Below are 16,324 nucleotides of genomic sequence, written 5' to 3'. Positions count from 1 at the left end.
ACAATGATGAAAACAATCCTGTGTGCCGGCGTGCTGGCCGCGATCTGCATGGACGCTGGTGCCGCCGACGGCTCGTCGGTCAACGTGTATGGCCTGGTCGACGTCGCCGTCGTGCGCGAAACCGGCGGCAGCGCCGGCGACGTCACCAAGATCACGAGCGGCGTCGGCGCCGGTTCGCGGCTCGGCTTCAAGGGGCGCGAGGAACTGGGCGACGGCCTGGCCGCGATATTCCTGCTGGAGAGCGGCTTCCAGGCCGATACCGGCGCGCTGGGGCAGGGCGGGCTGCTGTTCGGACGCCAGGCGTATGTGGGGCTGCAGGGCGGCTTCGGCACGCTGACGGCGGGCCGCCAGTACACGCCGCAATACCTGACGGTGGTGCTGGCCGATCCGTTCGGCTCCGGCTACGCGGGCGACACGAAGAACCTGATGGCCCCGACCGGCAACTCGACCAGCCGCATGGACAATTCGCTGAAATACGTATCGCCCGGCGTCGGCGGCGTGAGCGCGGAAGTCGTGTACGGCGCCGGCGAAGTGGCGGGCGACAGCGCGGCGGGCCGGCAATTCGGCGGTGCGCTCGACTACAACGCCGGCCCGCTGCACGCGCGGCTCGGCTACCACAACCGCAACAACGGCACGGCGGCGGTCAGGAACGCCGGCAATGCGAAGAACACGGTGCTGGCCGCGGTCTACGATTTCGGCTTCGTGAAGGCGCATGTCGCGTACGGCGTGAACAAGGGCCCGAACAGTTCCCTGCTGCGCAATACGGCGAACCCGTACGGCAGGGCGGGCGTGCCGGTCGCATCGAGCGACAGCCGCGACGTGCTCATCGGCGCGACGATCCCGTCCGGCCCGCACACGTGGATGGTGTCGTGGATCCACAAGGACGATCGCACCGCGCTCGACCAGGACGCGAGCCAGTACGCGCTGGGCTACCGTTATGCGCTGTCGCGCCGGACCGAGCTGTATGCCGCGATCGCGCACATCGTGAACCGGCACGGGGCAAGCTACACGGTCGGCAGCTCCATCGAAGGGGGATCGGGGAACGGGGCCGTCGATCTCGGGATCCGGCATGCCTTTTGATCGGTGATGCTACATGGTGGGCTCGGGGAGCCCACCCTACGAACGTCGCGAAAGCCGTAGAGTGGGCGGCCTCCGCCCACGTGGACGTTTGCGTGTGGTCTGCTTCCGCGTGGGCTCGGGGAGCCCACCCTACGAACGTCGCGAAAGCCGTAGAGTGGGCGGCCTCCGCCCACGTGGACGTTTGCGTGTGGTCTGCTTCCGCGTGGGCTCGGGGAGCCCACCCTACGAACGCCGCGAAAGCCGTAGAGTGGGCGGCCTCCGCCCACGTGGACGTTTGCGTACCGTCTGCTTCCGCGTGGGCTCGGGGAGCCCACCCTACGAACGTCGCGAAAGCCGTAGAGTGGGCGGCCTCCGCCCACGTGGATGTTTGCGTGTGGTCTGCTTCCGCGTGGGCTCGGGGAGCCCACCCTACGAGCTGGCCATGCAAGCGTTACGCGTGGACAGCGCCGGCGTCGTAGCGACACAAGCGTTTCGGTGGAGCTGTCCACCCTACCATTCAAGAAGATTAACCTTGCCAAAACCTGATGAGAATAGTACTGTATGTTTATACAGTATTTCTTCGCATCAAACATGAATTGCTCAGGTTCAATATCTGCAGCGCCGGAGTCCTTGCATCCGTCGCTCTGGCTTGCCTCGCAGCTGGCGCGTGGTGACACGCGCTGCATCGATACCGGCCATCTCGCCTTGTCGGCCCACCTGCCCGGCGGCGGCTGGCCGACCGGAACATTGGTCGACCTGTTGCTGCCGCAGCCCGGCATCGGCGAAATGCGGCTGCTGCGTCCCGCGCTGGCGGCCGTGGCAACGCGGCGCGTCGTGCTGTTGCAGCCGCCGCATCCGCCCCAGGCGCTGGCGCTGGCCTCGCTCGGGGTGCAGCCTTCGCAACTGATCTGGCTGCGTGCCGGCGGCACGGCCGATGCGCTGTGGGCGGCGGAACAGGTGCTGCGCAGCGGCAGTTGCGGCGCGCTGCTGTTCTGGCAAAACCACGTGCGTGGCGAACACCTGCGCCGGCTGCACCTGGCGGCGCAGGCGGGGGAGACCCTGTTCTTCATGATGCGGCCGCTGGCGGCCGGCCAGGACGCGTCGCCGGCGCCGCTGCGTCTCGCCTTGCGGCCCCAGTCGGGCGGCATCGACATCAGTTTCGTGAAACGCCGCGGACCGCAGCGCGACGCGACCCTGTTCCTTCCATTGACTTCCTACCTGCCCAATCGCCATGCGCCTGTGGATCGGACTGCACCTGCCCCGGTTACCGCTCGAGGTGTTCGCACCGAGCTGGTCCACTGACGCCGGCAGCGTCGTGCTCGAACAGGAGCGCGTGCTGGTGGCCTCGCAGGAGGCAATGGGCGCCGGGGTGCGCGTCGGCATGCGCCGCGGCGGCGTGGTGATGCTGCTGCCCGACGCCCGCCTCCACGCGCGCGCGCCGGCGCTGGAGGCGGAGGCGCGCCAGGCGGTGGCGCTGGCCCTGCTGCAGTACACGCCGCAGGTGACGGAGGGCGCGGAAGCGACGCTGCTGATGGATGTCGGCGCCAGCCTGCGCCTGTTCGGCGGCATCCGCGCGCTGTGCCGGCGCGTGCACGCGAACGTGCGCGCGCTGGGCTTCACGGCCTCGCTCGCGTGCGCGCCCACCGCGCGCGGGGCCTGGCTGCTGGCGCGCGCGAACGCGGGCCGCGCCGTGCGGATGGAATCGCTGCTGCGCCGGCTCGACCGGCTGGCCGTGCTGCTGGCGCCGCCCGCGCGTCCGTTCGCGGACTGGTTCGACGGCATCGGCTGCCATACGCTGGGCGACCTGCGCCGCCTGCCGCGCCCCGGCCTGCAGCGGCGCTGCGGACGCGACCTGCTCGACCTGCTCGATGCCGCCTACGGTCTCACTTCGGAGCTGCACACATGGATCGCGCCGCCCGAGACCTTCCGCGCGCGCCTGGAACTGTACGACCGCATCGACGACGCCGGGCTGCTGCTGGCGGGCGCCCAGTGCCTGCTGTTGCAGCTGACCGGCTGGCTGTGCGCGCGCCAGCTGGCGGTGGAGCGCATCGTCCTGCGGCTGGAGCACGAACGGGGCAGGGTGGCATGCCCGCCGACCGGCATCGAGATCGTGCTGGCCGAGCCGGCGTGGCGCGACGAGCACCTGGTGCGCCTGCTCCGGGAACGCCTCGCCAGGCTGACGCTGGACGCGCCCGTGATCGGCCTCGTGCTGGAAGCCGTGCAGGTGCGGCCGATGGCGCCGCCGAATGCCTCGCTGTTCCCCGAACCGGGCGGCAGCGAGGAAGACCGCATGCGCATGCTGGAACTGCTGGCGGCGCGCCTGGGGCCGGACAACGTCCTGCAGCCGCTGCCGCTGGCCGATTACCGCCCGGAGCAGGCCAACGTCTGGGTGCCGGTCCAGCACAACGTCAGCGACAAGGCGCGCAACGCCCAGCTGCCGCCCGACGTGCTGAGCCTGCCGCGTCCGACGTGGCTGCTGGCCCGCCCGATCGCGCTCTTGATGCGCGACCGCCGCCCGTTCTACGGCTCGCCGCTGCGGGTGGCCTCGACCCCCGAGCGCATCGAGGGCGGCTGGTGGGACGGCCCGGAAACGCGCGACTATTTCATCGCCGAGGGGCAGGATCACACGCTGTACTGGGTGTATCGGGAACGCATCGGTATCGATGAGCGGGAGCCGAGGTGGTATTTGCATGGGTTGTTCGGTTAAGCAGTGTGCGGTGCCCGCGCCAACACGACATCCGGCCACGCGGGGTCCCACTCTTTGCAAAAATCCATGAAGTGAATGTGATCGTGCGCTGTGCCCATACAATGAACTGCTGCAGCAAACCCGTTTCGACAGCAAAGCCGATCCGGAGACGACCTTGCTGAACTATTTGAAGCTGTACAACCACCACATACCACAGCGCGCACTTGACGCCAAAGCGCCCATCCTGGCACTCAAGGAATGGCAGAAGAAGCGGCCTGAATTATTCGTCAAACGCGTCTACGATCAAACGGGACTCGACACTTAGGCATTCGCTGCTGCGTATTGGATCGTCACCCCTCGAATTGGCTTGTTAACTCATCCCGGGGAATCTTTCCTGATATGCCGCGTTTCTCGGTAACGATCTTCGCCTTGTTGGCTATAGTAGAATTCATGGCACACGAGCTTACCAATCCATACTGAAAAGGAAGTGAAAATGGCAAAGATCGATCTGTCGAATTACAGCCTGAACGAACTCAAGAGACTGGGATACGACGTCGAAAAAGAGATCACGGAGCGTCATCGGCAGGAACTGGGAAAAGCGCGCGAGCAAATCCTTTCGATTGCACAGGGCTTGAACCTGTCGGTGGAAGAACTGCTTGGCACCACCGGGAAAAAAGCGAAGGGAGGCAAGGCAGGAACGGTTCAGGCACGGTATCGCAATCCCGCCGACAGCCAACAAACCTGGACTGGCCGAGGCCGGCAACCGAAGTGGGTCGGCGAGGCGCTGGCGAACGGCCGCAATCTCGACGACTTCCGTATCCAATGACGCATGCCTGCACTCCGTAACGACATCGAACGTTAAATCCGTGCCCTCGTGCAGTCGGCACCGGCCTCCGGATGGCGCGTCCAGTCCCGAGGGCGACGCCGCCGGCGTCCGGGCGTGCCGTTTCACCCTCCTGCATCACGTTGCACCTGGCCGGGATGCGTCCTCGGATGCCCGTAATGCCCGTGTCCAACGCTACATCCCGGGCTGAGCCCCTGGCGGATGTCCTGCAGCTGTCGCCGATGCACCCACGCTCTTCTCGACCAGGTATCGTCTTTTTTTCGCTACGACCGCATGCGGCAACGTCCGCTCCAGGTGTGTCAAATTGACACCGGAAAATGCTCTTGCTATAGTGAAGAAAAAATTGAGAACGATTCCAATTTTCGGCTTACAATGTGGTTTTTGACTGATGCCTGCATTGGGGATGCCTCACTGGCCAGCGCGGCGGAATGCAATCGTTGTAGTGGATTGAAGGGGAGCATATGGACGGTAATCGCGTACGGGACGTCGTGATCGTCGGGGGCGGTACGGCCGGTTGGATGACGGCTGCCGCCTTGTCGCGCTTGCTGCCGGATGGATATCGCCTGCGCCTGGTCGAATCCGACGAAATTTCGACGATCGGCGTCGGTGAAGCCACCATCCCGAATATCCGCAATTACAATCATGCGCTCGGCATTGATGAAGATGATTTCATCCGCAACACCCAGGGCACGTTCAAGCTTGGAATCGAATTCGTCGACTGGAAAAACATCGGCGAGTCATATTTCCATGGCTTCGGCAAGATCGGGCGGGATCTGGGCCCACTCAAGTTCTATCAATATTGGCTGAAGTTGCACCAGGCTGGCGAGGCGCCCGATCTCGATGAATTCTCGATCAATACGCTGGCGCCGCGTCATGCCAAGTTCATGCGCGACATCCAGAGCGCCCCGGACTCGCCGGTCGCGGACATCGGCTACGCCTTCCATTTCGACGCCGGCCTGTATGCCCGATATCTGCGTCGTTATAGCGAAGCGCGCGGCGTCGTCCGTATCGAAGGAAGGATCGTCGACACGCGCCTGCGTGCCGGGGATGGCTTCATCGAGGCGGTCGTCATGGAGAATGGCGACCGGATCGCCGGAGATTTGTTCGTGGATTGCTCCGGCATGGCCGGCCTGCTGATCGAAAAGGCCTTGCACACCGGCTTCGAGGACTGGAGCCATTGGTTGCCGTGCAATCACGCGATTGCCGTGCCCTGTGCGTCGGTCGACCCCTTGTTGCCGTACACGCGCTCGACCGCACGTGCGGCCGGTTGGCAATGGCGTATTCCGTTGCAGCACCGGATCGGGAACGGCCATGTTTTTTCGAGCGATTTCATGGCCCCCAAGGAGGCCGAAGAGATTTTGATGAGCAATCTCGACGGCGAACCGCTCGCGGCGCCGCGCCATATTCGCTTTACCACAGGCAAGCGGAAAAAGGGATGGAGCAAGAATTGCGTAGCGATTGGATTGGCGGGCGGTTTTCTCGAACCACTCGAATCCACCAGTATTCATCTGATTCAGACGGCAATCGCGCGTCTGGTCGAATTCTTCCCCGACAAGACGTTCAATAGTGCCGATATCGATGCCTTCAATGCCCAGGTCGACTTTGAATACGAAAGAATCCGCGATTTCCTTATCTTGCATTACAAGCTGAATGAGCGGACAGATTCAGCGTTCTGGGCTTATTGCCGGGACATGGAGATTCCGGCAACCTTGCAGGACAAGATCGACCTGTTCCAAGGCCACGGCAGAATCCTGCGTGCGGGTGAGGAATTGTTTACCGACGTCAGCTGGTTGCAGGTGATGCATGGCCAGGGCCTCCGGCCACGCGGCTATCATCCCCTGGTCGATCAGCGCTCGCAAGACGACATCCGCAAATTCGTCACCGATGTCCGGGCAGTCATCCGAAAATGTGTGGATGTCATGCCCACGCATGCGGAATTCATTCGCAAGCACTGTGCCGCATCGACGGCGAATCCGGTCCAGCGTTCCGGATCGGTTAATTAATTTCAAGGAAATCGTGGCCACGATCAAGGATGTTGCCCGACTTGCGAGCGTTGGTGTGGCAACGGCGTCGCGTGTCGTCAGCGGGAAAGGTTCGGTGTCGCCGGCGACGCTCGAACGCGTCAGGAAGGCGATCGAGCAGCTGGATTATCGCCCGTCGCACGCGGCGCGATCACTGCTGTCCGGATCGTCGAAGATGATCGGTGTCTACATCCCGGCGCTGAAGGGGACGTTTTTCACGCCCATCCTTTCAGCGATCGACATGGTGTTGCGGGAAGTCGGCCTGAACACGGTCATTGCATTCGGCTCGGGGGCCGGTGACGGGCGGCGCCAGGCGATCGACGGCATCGAATTCCTGTTGGCACGCGGCTGCGACGGCATCATCGTGATGACCGGTGCGCTCTCGGACGAGGATATCCTCGCGTTCGTCAAGAAAGAGTCCCGCATGGTCGTCATGAATCAACATTTGAACGGTATCCCCGATCAGTGTTTTGCGATCGACCACCGGCAAGGGGGCGCACTCGCGGCGCGCGCATTCCTGGACCATGGCCATCGTCGGATCGCCGTTATCACAGGCCCGTCGACTTCTCCCGACAACGTCGAGCGCGTCGACGGGTTTCTTTCGGAACTGGCGGGCAATGGCGTCGACGTGTCGGCCATATGGATGACGGAGCGCGACTTTACGACCGAAGGCGGCCGGGATGGGGCGAGGGAACTCCTGGCGTCCGGATACAAGTTTACTGGGCTCTTTTGCGCCAACGACGAAATGGCGGTCGGCGCGCTATCGTATCTTCATGGAGCGGGTATTGCCGTGCCGCGCGACGTCTCGGTCGTCGGTTACGACGACACGCCGCTCGCCGAATTCCTGGCGCCGCGGTTGACGACCGTGCATGTTCCCTGGCGGGAGGTCGTCATCAGCGCGGTCAACGCCTTGCTCAACCATTGTTACCATTTGAGGCGGCCGGTCGCACGGAGCTTTCCGATCAGTATGGCATATCGCGACTCCCTGGCAAAAGCGCCGGACGTGGGGCCGGCACAAGCCTAGTCGTCGGGCAGGCGCCGGTGGACTCTCAGGAAAACGACAGGCTGCATCGCTGGCATTGACATGGAAGAGAATATATATCTATACTGATCACTAATATTGGAATCGATTCCATTCTGACTTCAGAGCGACTGGTTTTCATAGGCGATGCTGGCAAATGTTTCGATTCTTTCGATTTCCATGACGGTTGTGTTGCATCCGGAAAGCAAGATGCGAAAGCAGCCGTCATTTGCATGACATGAGACCGCCGTATGCATTCGATCAAAAGTGGAATGCATTCCAATTCGAAGCTGCCTCGATCGCAGGGTGCGAGGCCGACGATCCGATCGATCGTTCTTGCGGTCTGGCCGACAGCCGCCTTTCGAATATTGGCACGACGCTTCGATAATCGTTAAGACGACAAATCGCAAGCAGGTAATCTTGGGAAGAAATGGAATGCATTCCAATCATGCATTCAGTAAAACGTGAACACGGTGCCGGAATGCAGATGTCCGGCGCCGCAAGCGATTTGCCGGCCGGGCGAACGGCCGGCCCGAACGCCGCGATTCTGGTCATCTGCCGTAACACCAATATCAATACCGAAGGAGACAGGGTTATGCCTACCACACAGGGCCGTTTGTCCAAACGCGCCGGAACGTATCAAACAGTCAAGAAGTCCGCAGAACCGACGCGCTTTCGCTTACGGCCGATTGCCGCGGTGTGCGCCGGTCTGCTCGGCGGGACTTTGACGCTGATCCAGGCGCCAGCACTGGCGCAGCAGGCGGACAATGCGAGTTCTGGCCAGCCGCAAGGGGCATCCGATGTGCAGTCCGTTGTCGTGACGGGCATTCGTGCCGGTATCGAAGGCTCGATCAGCAAAAAGAAGAATTCCGACTCGATCGTTGAAGCGATCACGTCCGAGGATATCGGCAAGCTGCCGGATATCAGTATCGCGGAAGCCATGGCACGCATGCCGGGCCTGGCGGCGCAGCAGGTCAACGGTCGTGCTCAAGTCATCGCGATTCGCGGCCTGGCGCCCGATTTTGCCGGCACCGTCCTTAACGGCCGCGAGCAGGCATCGGTCGGCACCAATCGCGGCGTGGAATTCGACCAATATCCCGCCGAGCTTATCTCGGCGGTCGTCGTCTACAAGACGCCGGACGCGGCCCTGCTCGGGCAGGGCTTGTCGGGAACGGTCGACCTGAATACGGTGCGTCCGCTCGCATTCCGCGAGCGTACGTTCGCACTGAATATCCGCGGCGAGCACAATTCTCTCGGCGATCTCAATCACGGGTACGGCGGAACGTCGGCGAACGGCAAGCGCTTCAGTATCTCGTATATCGACCAGTTCGCGCACCGCACCATCGGCCTCGCCGTCGGATTTGCGCACCTCGATGCGCCTGGACAGCAGCACGGCTATCAGGCCTGGGGATGGCAGACGGATTCGAATTGCATAGCGCACCAGACCGATTGGGGTTGCCGTCCCATCGCTGGAACGAGTCCGGGAAATGCCTACTATCTGTCCGGCTTCCAGGCCGAATCGATTTCGCGGAACGACACGCGGAATGGACTGATGGCGTCGCTCGAGTACAAGCCGGGGACCGATCTGCACAGTTCGCTGGACTTGTATTACTCGAAGTTCAAGAACGTCGAAGTGATGCGCGGTTTGATGGGTAGCCTGGGCGACGGCTGGGGCTACCCTGGCAGCACGTTCAGTAACGTCGGCACAACCGACGCCGGCGGGCAGCCGGTCGTCACCTCGGTGACGTCCAACTTCGTCACCAACGGCGTTGTTCGCAACGATTACAACACACGCGATGACGCGCTTAAATCGGCCGGATGGAACATCGACAAGAGGATAGGCGAATGGCGCGCGACCGCCGATTTGAGTTACTCGAGCGCCAACCGCGCCGAGAGCCAGTTCGAGACCTACGCCGGTGCGACCACGTCGCCGACGTTCGACCTCGTCACGCCTACCGGTTCCGGATTCCCGACCTTCTCCTTCCACAACTCGCTATCCGATCCCACGACAATCTTGTTGAGCGATCCGGTCGGCTGGGGCGGTGTCGGCACGCCCCAGTTGGGAAGAAAGCAATACAACGTACAGCAAGACACCATTCGCGCGCTCCGCCTGCAGGCCACGCGGGACGTCGAGTGGAGCATATTCGACAAAATCGATTTCGGTATCAATCTGTCGCGCCGCGACAAGACGCGCAATTTCCATACTGATTTTGCGAGGGTGAAGGACGGGATAGTGGCGCGGCAGCTGCCGTCGTCGGTCCTGACGACGCCGACTTCTCTCGATTTTGTGGGCGTACCGTCGGTATTGAGTTATGACGTCAACGCCGTCGCGGCCAATTTCTACAACATGGTGCTGAATCCCAGTCTCGGACCGGGCGGCGACGATGGCAAGACGTTCGGCGTTCACGAAAAGGTCTCGACCGCGTACGTCAAGCTGGATATCGACACCGCGATCGGCGGCATTCCCCTGCACGGCAATGTCGGCGTGCAGGCGATCCATACCAGGCAGGATTCCACCGCCTATGCGTTCGATAGCGCGGGATACATCATCGGCACCATCGATCCTGGCACGCACTACAACGACTACCTGCCGAGCCTGAACCTGGTTGCCGACATCGGGGGCGACCGCAAGCTCCGCCTGGGTGCTGCAAAAACAATGGCGCGTCCGCGCATCGACGACATGAATGCGGCCGCCGGGGTTGGCGTGGACCTCAATACGCACCTGTGGTCGGGCGGCGGCGGCAATCCGAAGCTGCAACCGTGGCGCGCGAAATCGCTCGACATCTCTCTTGAACAGTATTTCGGCAAGCGCAGCTATGTGTCGGGGGCCTTGTTCTACAAAAAGCTGGACAGCTACATCTACAACTCCACCATTCCTTACGACTTCAGCGGCTATATCAATCCGACGCCCGCGATTGTGCCGGTGACGAATATGGGTACCTACTCGACCCAGGCGAACGGAAACGGCGGCCGCGTGCGCGGGGCCGAATTGAGCGCAACACTCGACGGTGAACTCGTGAATCCCATGCTGGCGGGGTTCGGCGCGATCGCTACGGCGTCCTTTACCGACAGCTCCATCAAGCCGAGCGGTCCGAATTCGACGGATTCCTGGCAAACGCTGCCTGGCTTGTCGAAATGGGTTGGCGGTCTGACCTTGTACTACGAACGTAATGGCTACTCATTCCGCATCAATGACCGCTACCGTTCGGACTATCGAGGGGAATACGCGTACCTGTTCGGGTCCACCCTCCTGAACCGGACACTTGCCTCGAACAAGGTAGACCTGCAGGCAAGCTACGAAATCCAGGGCGGCGCGGCGAAGGGCCTGCAGCTCATGTTCCAGGTCGGGAATGTCACCAATGCGCCGGATCGCACTGTCCAGGACGGTACGGGCTTTGGCGGCATCGTGCAGCCGAAGGATTACAACATCTACGGCCGGCAATTCCTCCTGGGGATGAACTACAAGTTCCACTGACGCCGCCTTACCGCGCCCGTCTGTCGGCAGCCCGCAAGGTATTGCCGACAGACGGTCACTCTACCTGGGGATAACAATGTCACTGAAACAATTGCGGCGCGTCGTCGTCGTTGGCGGCGGCTCGGCGGGATGGATGGTTGCGGCCGCGCTGTCCAGACTCCTGCTGCGCGACGAAGGGCGTCAACACTGGGAGATCGAACTGGTCGAATCCGAGGAGATCGGCACCGTCGGCGTCGGCGAGGGAACGATTCCCGCGATCAGGGCATTCAATTCCGCGCTGGGCATCAGCGAAGACGAGTTTCTTCGGGAGACGAAGGGCACGTTCAAGCTCGGTATCGAATTCGTCGACTGGAGCGCCCCGGGCAGCCGATATTTTCACGGGTTCAGCGACGTCGGGCGGCCGATCGACGGGGTGCCGTTCCATCAGTACTGGCTGCGCTTGCGCAAGGCCGGGCTCGCTCATGATTTCGCGGATTACTCGGTCAATTCGGTAGCGGCCCGCCAAGGCCGCTTCATGCGGCCGCGGCCGGACATGGCGCATTCGCCGCTTGGCGAGATTGGCCATGCATTTCATTTCGATGCGAATCGGTACGGCCGCTATTTGCGCCGGCGCGCCGAGCAGCAGGGCGTCGTGCGGACCGAAGGCCGTATCGACGAAGTCTTGCGCGATCCGCACAACGGCAACATCGCGGGCCTGCGCCTGGCCGGTGGTAGGCTGATCGAAGGGGATTTGTTCATCGATTGTTCCGGCGCGCGCGCGCTGCTGATCGAGCAAGCCTGCGCGGCCGGCTTCGAGGACTGGTCGCATTGGTTGCCGTGCGATCGCGCGCTTGCCGTGCCGTCGGAACCGGCCTTGCCACCGTCGCCGTACACGCGTTCGACTGCACGGTCCGCGGGATGGCAATGGCGGATACCGCTGCAGCATCGCATCGGCAACGGCCACGTGTATTCGAGCGCCTTCATGCAGGACGGCGACGCGGCCGATGTTCTGCTGAGTACGCTCGACGGCAAGCCGCTGGCCGAGCCGCGATTGATCCGGTTTGCCGCCGGCCGCAGAAAGCGCACCTGGGTCGGCAACTGCGTTGCCATCGGCTTGTCGAGCGGCTTCGTCGAGCCGCTGGAATCGACCAGCATTCACCTGGTCCAGTCGGCGATTACCCGGTTGATGGACCTGTTTCCTCATGCAGGCCTCGACGCCGCCGACATCGCCGTGTACAACCGCCAGACGCAGTTCGAACTCGAACGAATCCGCGACTTCATCATCCTGCATTACAAGCTCACGACGCGCGCCGATTCGCCATTCTGGAACTATTGCCGGCAGATGCCGATCCCCGACACGCTGGCCGAAAAGATGGCGCTGTTCGCCACCAATGCGCGGGTCTATCGGACCGAGATGGAACTGTTCCGCGAAGCGAGCTGGGTGCAGGTCATGCTCGGACAGGGTTTGGTCCCGAGCGGGTATCACCCGGTTTGCGATATCCATCCGCTGCAGCGCCTGCAGGCGTTTGCCGATGATGTCCGCGACGTCGTGCGCCGTTGCGTGGCCACCATGCCGATGCATGCGGATCTCGTTGCCGGCCTCGCCGTGCCGGCGTAGGCGCCGGCCCCCGGTCTTTCACGCGCCGCTCGTGCCCCGTCTCGCCATTGCACGCGCTCGTTTGTGCGCCATCCACGGATGACGCGGCGCCGAACCCTTTTACCTTAACCATGAAAATACGACAGTCCATTCTTGCTTCAACCTTGGCGCTCACTTCCTTATCCGCGAGCACCGCGCTTGCGGACCCGCCCAAGGTCCAGCTCTCCGATTGGCCGCGCGTCAAGAGTGCAATCGCTGCCGACCCGGCACTCGAAGCCCGGGTGGCGGCCATCGTGTCGGGCATGACGCTCGAACAGAAGATCGGCCAGATGACGCAGGCCGAGATCAAGACGGCATCGCCCGACGATGTACGCCGCTACTATCTCGGCTCCATACTGAATGGCGGCGGCAGCTGGCCGGGCGGGAACAAGCATGCGACCGCGGCGGCGTGGCTGGCCCTGGCCGATCGCTATTACGAGGCGTCGGTGTCCACCGACATGAAAGCCAAGGTGCCCGTCATCTGGGGCATCGATGCGATTCATGGCAACAGCAATGTCTTCGGCGCGACCCAGTTCCCGCACAATATCGGCCTCGGGGCGGCCCATGACAGCCGCCTCGTCGGCCGGATCGGCGCCGCGGTCGCCAAGGCGACCCGTGCGACCGGCATCGCCTGGGTGTTTGCGCCGACCCTCGCCGTCGTGCGGGATGTTCGCTGGGGCCGTACCTACGAGAGCTTTTCCGAGGACGGCACGCTGGTGAACGCGTATGCCCGGGCCTACGTGCAGGGATTGCAGGGCACGTTTGCCGCGGACGGCAACGTCGTCGCGACCGCCAAGCATTTCATCGGCGACGGCGGCACGGACGGCGGCAAGGACCAGGGCGACAACAAATCGACCCGGGCGCAGATGATCAACATCCACGGCCAGGGCTATTACGGCGCGCTGGCGGCCGGCGCACAGACCGTGATGGCGTCCTACAACAGCTGGGACGACGTCGCAGCCGGCGTGGACTACGGCAAGATGCATGGTTCGAAGGCCATGCTCACCGACGTCCTGAAGACCAGGATGGGCTTCGACGGCTTCGTCGTCTCCGACTGGAACGGCATCGGCCAGGTGGCCGGCTGCAGCAACGCAAGCTGCGCCCAGGCGATCAATGCCGGCATCGACATGGTCATGGTGCCGGACGACTGGAAAGCCTTCATCGCCAATACCGCCGACCAGGTCAGGAAGGGCGAGATCCCGATGTCGCGCATCGACGATGCGGTGACGCGCATCGTCCGGGTGAAGCTGCGTGCAGGATTGTTCGGCAGGAAGCCGTCGGACAACCGTTACGCCGGCAAGCAGGATGCCTTGCAGGCACGGGCGCTGGCGCGCGAAGCCGTACGCAAATCGCTCGTCCTGCTGAAGAACGATGGCGCGGCATTGCCCCTCGCACGCGGCAGCCGGGTCCTGGTGGTGGGCAAGAGTGCCGACAGCCTGCCGAACCAGACCGGTGGCTGGACGCTGACGTGGCAGGGAACCGACAACCGGAACAGCGATTTTCCGAACGGCGATACGATCCTGGCCGGCATCGTCGAGGCCGTCGGCAGGTCCAACGTCACCTACAGCGCCGACGCGTCCGGTATCGACGCGTCCCGATTCGACGCCGTGATCGCCGTCATCGGCGAGACGCCGTACGCGGAAGGCGCCGGCGACATCGGCGCGACGGGAACGTTGCGCCACACGAGCCGCTATCCCGGCGATCTCGCCGTCCTGCAGGCGGTCGCGGGCAAGGGCAAACCCGTGGTCACGGTATTCGTCGCCGGCCGCCCGCTGTACGTCAACGACCTGATGAACTTGTCCGACAGTTTTGTCATGGCGTGGTTGCCGGGTACCGAAGGCAAGGGCGTGGCCGATGTCCTGTTCCGCGACGCGAAAGGCAGGATCGCCCATGACTTCAACGGCACGTTGTCGTTCACCTGGCCCGGATCGGCATGCCAGGCAAGCATCGATGCGGCGCGCAGCGGTCACGACACCCTGTTCGCGCGCGGATACGGGCTGAATTACCGCGGCACGAAGACCGTCGGCAAGCTCGACGTTCGCTATCCGGCCGGCGGCTGCGGCGCGAGCAATGCCTATCCGATCTTCACCCAGGCCGACCATGCGACCTGGCCGTTGTACGTCGTCAGCGGTGCGCAGCGCGTCGCGCTGGGCTCCGACTTGAACAAGGCCGTCGTGCTGCCGACCATCCGGGTCGACACCGTGCAGGTCAACACGCAGCAGGATGCGAAGCTGGTGACCTGGACGGGCGCCGGGCGCATCGAAGCGCGGCCGTCGACGGCCATGGCGCTCCCCGACTTCGCCACGAAGGATGGCGTGCTCCAGTTCGACACCTCGGTCAAGATGGCGCCGACCGGAAAGGTCACGATGGCGCTCGGCTGCGGCGGGAAATGCGCAGGCGAAGTGAACTTGACGGACGTGTTCAAGCGACTTGCAACGCTGCCCAGGGCCACCGTCAAGATTCCGCTGGCCTGCTTCGTCGCGCAAGGGGCCGACCTGACGAAGGTGGACGCGCTGTTCGGGATCGCGACGGACGGGCCGTTTGCCGCCGCATTCACCAATATCCGGATCGTCGGCGGCGCCGCCAACGACAAGGACGCGCTGCGTTGCGAGGAGATCCGATGAAACCCTATGACGATGGGCCGCGCCTGCTGGCGGATGTGGGCGGGACCAACGCGCGCTTCGCGCTCGAGACCGGACCGCGGTCGATCGGGGCCGTCACGGTGCTTCCTTGCGACGACTTCGAGAATTTGCACGCGGCGATCCGGGCCTACCTGGCACAGGTGGCCGATATCGTCGGCACGTATGGACGCGTGCGCCACGCCGCCATCGCGATCGCCAACCCGGTCGACGGCGACGTGGTCAATATGGTGAACAGGAACTGGAGTTTCTCGGTCGCGGCCCTGCGCGCGGACGCGGCACTGGAAACGCTGCTCGTCGAGAACGACTTCGCGGCGCTGGCGATGGCGCTGCCGCATCTCGATTCCGGGCAGGTCAGGCAAGTGGGCGGCGGTGTGGGCCGGCGCGGGCGTCCCCTGGGACTGATCGGTCCCGGCACGGGACTTGGCGTGGCCGGACTGATCCCGACCGGTCCGGGCTGGACCCCGTTGCCGAGCGAAGCCGGACACGCGACGTTCTCGCCCACGGACGACGTCGAGGTCGACATCCTGCGCGCGTTGTGGAACGGGCGCGGGCATGTCTCCTGCGAGCGCCTGCTGTCCGGCCCGGGACTGGAGGCGATCCATCGCGTGCTTTCCGGAAGCGACCTTCCGGCACACGACATTACCCGCGCCGCGCTCGATGGCGACAGCGCCTCGTGTGTCGAGGCGGTGATGCGGTTTTGCGCCATCCTCGGCACGGTCGCCGGCAACGTGGCGCTCGCGTTCGGCGCCACCGGAGGCATGTACATCGGCGGCGGCATCGTCCCGCGCTTCGGCGAGTTGTTCGATCGATCGCCGTTCCGTGCGCGGTTCGAGGACAAGGGGCGCATGCATTCCTTCGTGGCGCCGATTCCGACCTATCTGATCACCGAGAAGTATCCGGCCTTTCCCGGCATCTCGGCCATGCTCGCCGCGCGTTTGGCCGGCCAGCAATAATCACAGGA

10 protein-coding genes and 1 pseudogene are annotated in these 16,324 nt (G+C 63.6%); all 11 read left to right on the top strand.

Translation table 11 applies throughout. The features are described 5' to 3' along the window. The first annotated feature begins 3 nt into the window (after nucleotides 1–3). A complete protein-coding gene (locus ACEN9Q_RS18800) occupies nucleotides 4–1,080 on the top strand; it encodes a porin (RefSeq protein ID WP_495625618.1) in 1,077 nt (358 codons plus the stop codon). 570 nt (nucleotides 1,081–1,650) lie between these two features. Continuing rightward, a complete protein-coding gene (gene imuA, locus ACEN9Q_RS18795; RefSeq protein ID WP_495628974.1) occupies nucleotides 1,651–2,361 on the top strand; it encodes a translesion DNA synthesis-associated protein ImuA in 711 nt (236 codons plus the stop codon). Then, nucleotides 2,291–3,766, top strand: a complete 1,476-nt coding sequence (locus ACEN9Q_RS18790) for a Y-family DNA polymerase (protein ID WP_056443192.1) — start codon at nucleotides 2,291–2,293, stop codon at nucleotides 3,764–3,766. Before imuA ends, ACEN9Q_RS18790 begins: the two co-directional genes overlap by 71 nt. Nucleotides 3,767–3,878: 112 nt before the next feature. Continuing rightward, a pseudogene (locus ACEN9Q_RS18785) lies at nucleotides 3,879–4,070 on the top strand (IS481 family transposase); the annotation flags it as partial. 168 nt (nucleotides 4,071–4,238) lie between these two features. Next, nucleotides 4,239–4,571 carry an H-NS histone family protein gene (locus ACEN9Q_RS18780; protein ID WP_056443189.1) on the top strand — a complete coding sequence of 111 codons (333 nt, stop codon included), beginning with the start codon at nucleotides 4,239–4,241 and terminating at the stop codon, nucleotides 4,569–4,571. A 479-nt stretch (nucleotides 4,572–5,050) separates the two neighbouring features. Continuing rightward, nucleotides 5,051–6,592 (top strand): tryptophan halogenase family protein, encoded by a 1,542-nt coding sequence (locus ACEN9Q_RS18775; RefSeq protein WP_495625617.1) that lies wholly within the window; start codon nucleotides 5,051–5,053, stop codon nucleotides 6,590–6,592. 13 nt (nucleotides 6,593–6,605) lie between these two features. Beyond that, nucleotides 6,606–7,634: a LacI family DNA-binding transcriptional regulator gene (locus ACEN9Q_RS18770; protein WP_056443182.1), complete on the top strand. Its 1,029-nt coding sequence runs from the start codon at nucleotides 6,606–6,608 to the stop codon at nucleotides 7,632–7,634. Between the two features lie 445 nt (nucleotides 7,635–8,079). Continuing rightward, nucleotides 8,080–11,106: a TonB-dependent receptor gene (locus tag ACEN9Q_RS18765; protein ID WP_495625616.1), complete on the top strand. Its 3,027-nt coding sequence runs from the start codon at nucleotides 8,080–8,082 to the stop codon at nucleotides 11,104–11,106. 76 nt (nucleotides 11,107–11,182) lie between these two features. Then, on the top strand, nucleotides 11,183–12,703 hold the full coding sequence (locus ACEN9Q_RS18760) for a tryptophan halogenase family protein (RefSeq protein WP_495625615.1): 1,521 nt from the start codon (nucleotides 11,183–11,185) through the stop codon (nucleotides 12,701–12,703). Between the two features lie 143 nt (nucleotides 12,704–12,846). Further along, nucleotides 12,847–15,345: a glycoside hydrolase family 3 protein gene (locus ACEN9Q_RS18755; protein ID WP_495625614.1), complete on the top strand. Its 2,499-nt coding sequence runs from the start codon at nucleotides 12,847–12,849 to the stop codon at nucleotides 15,343–15,345. After that, entirely contained in the window at nucleotides 15,342–16,316 is a 975-nt protein-coding gene (gene glk, locus ACEN9Q_RS18750) for a glucokinase (protein ID WP_495625613.1), read from the top strand. The genes ACEN9Q_RS18755 and glk overlap by 4 nt, the downstream gene beginning before the upstream one ends. Nucleotides 16,317–16,324: the final 8 nt, after the last annotated feature.

The sequence above is a fragment of the Massilia sp. Masssp93 genome (assembly GCF_059491295.1).
The sequence above is the reverse complement of the archived record's forward strand: the minus strand, read 5'-3'. Positions and strand labels throughout refer to the sequence as shown.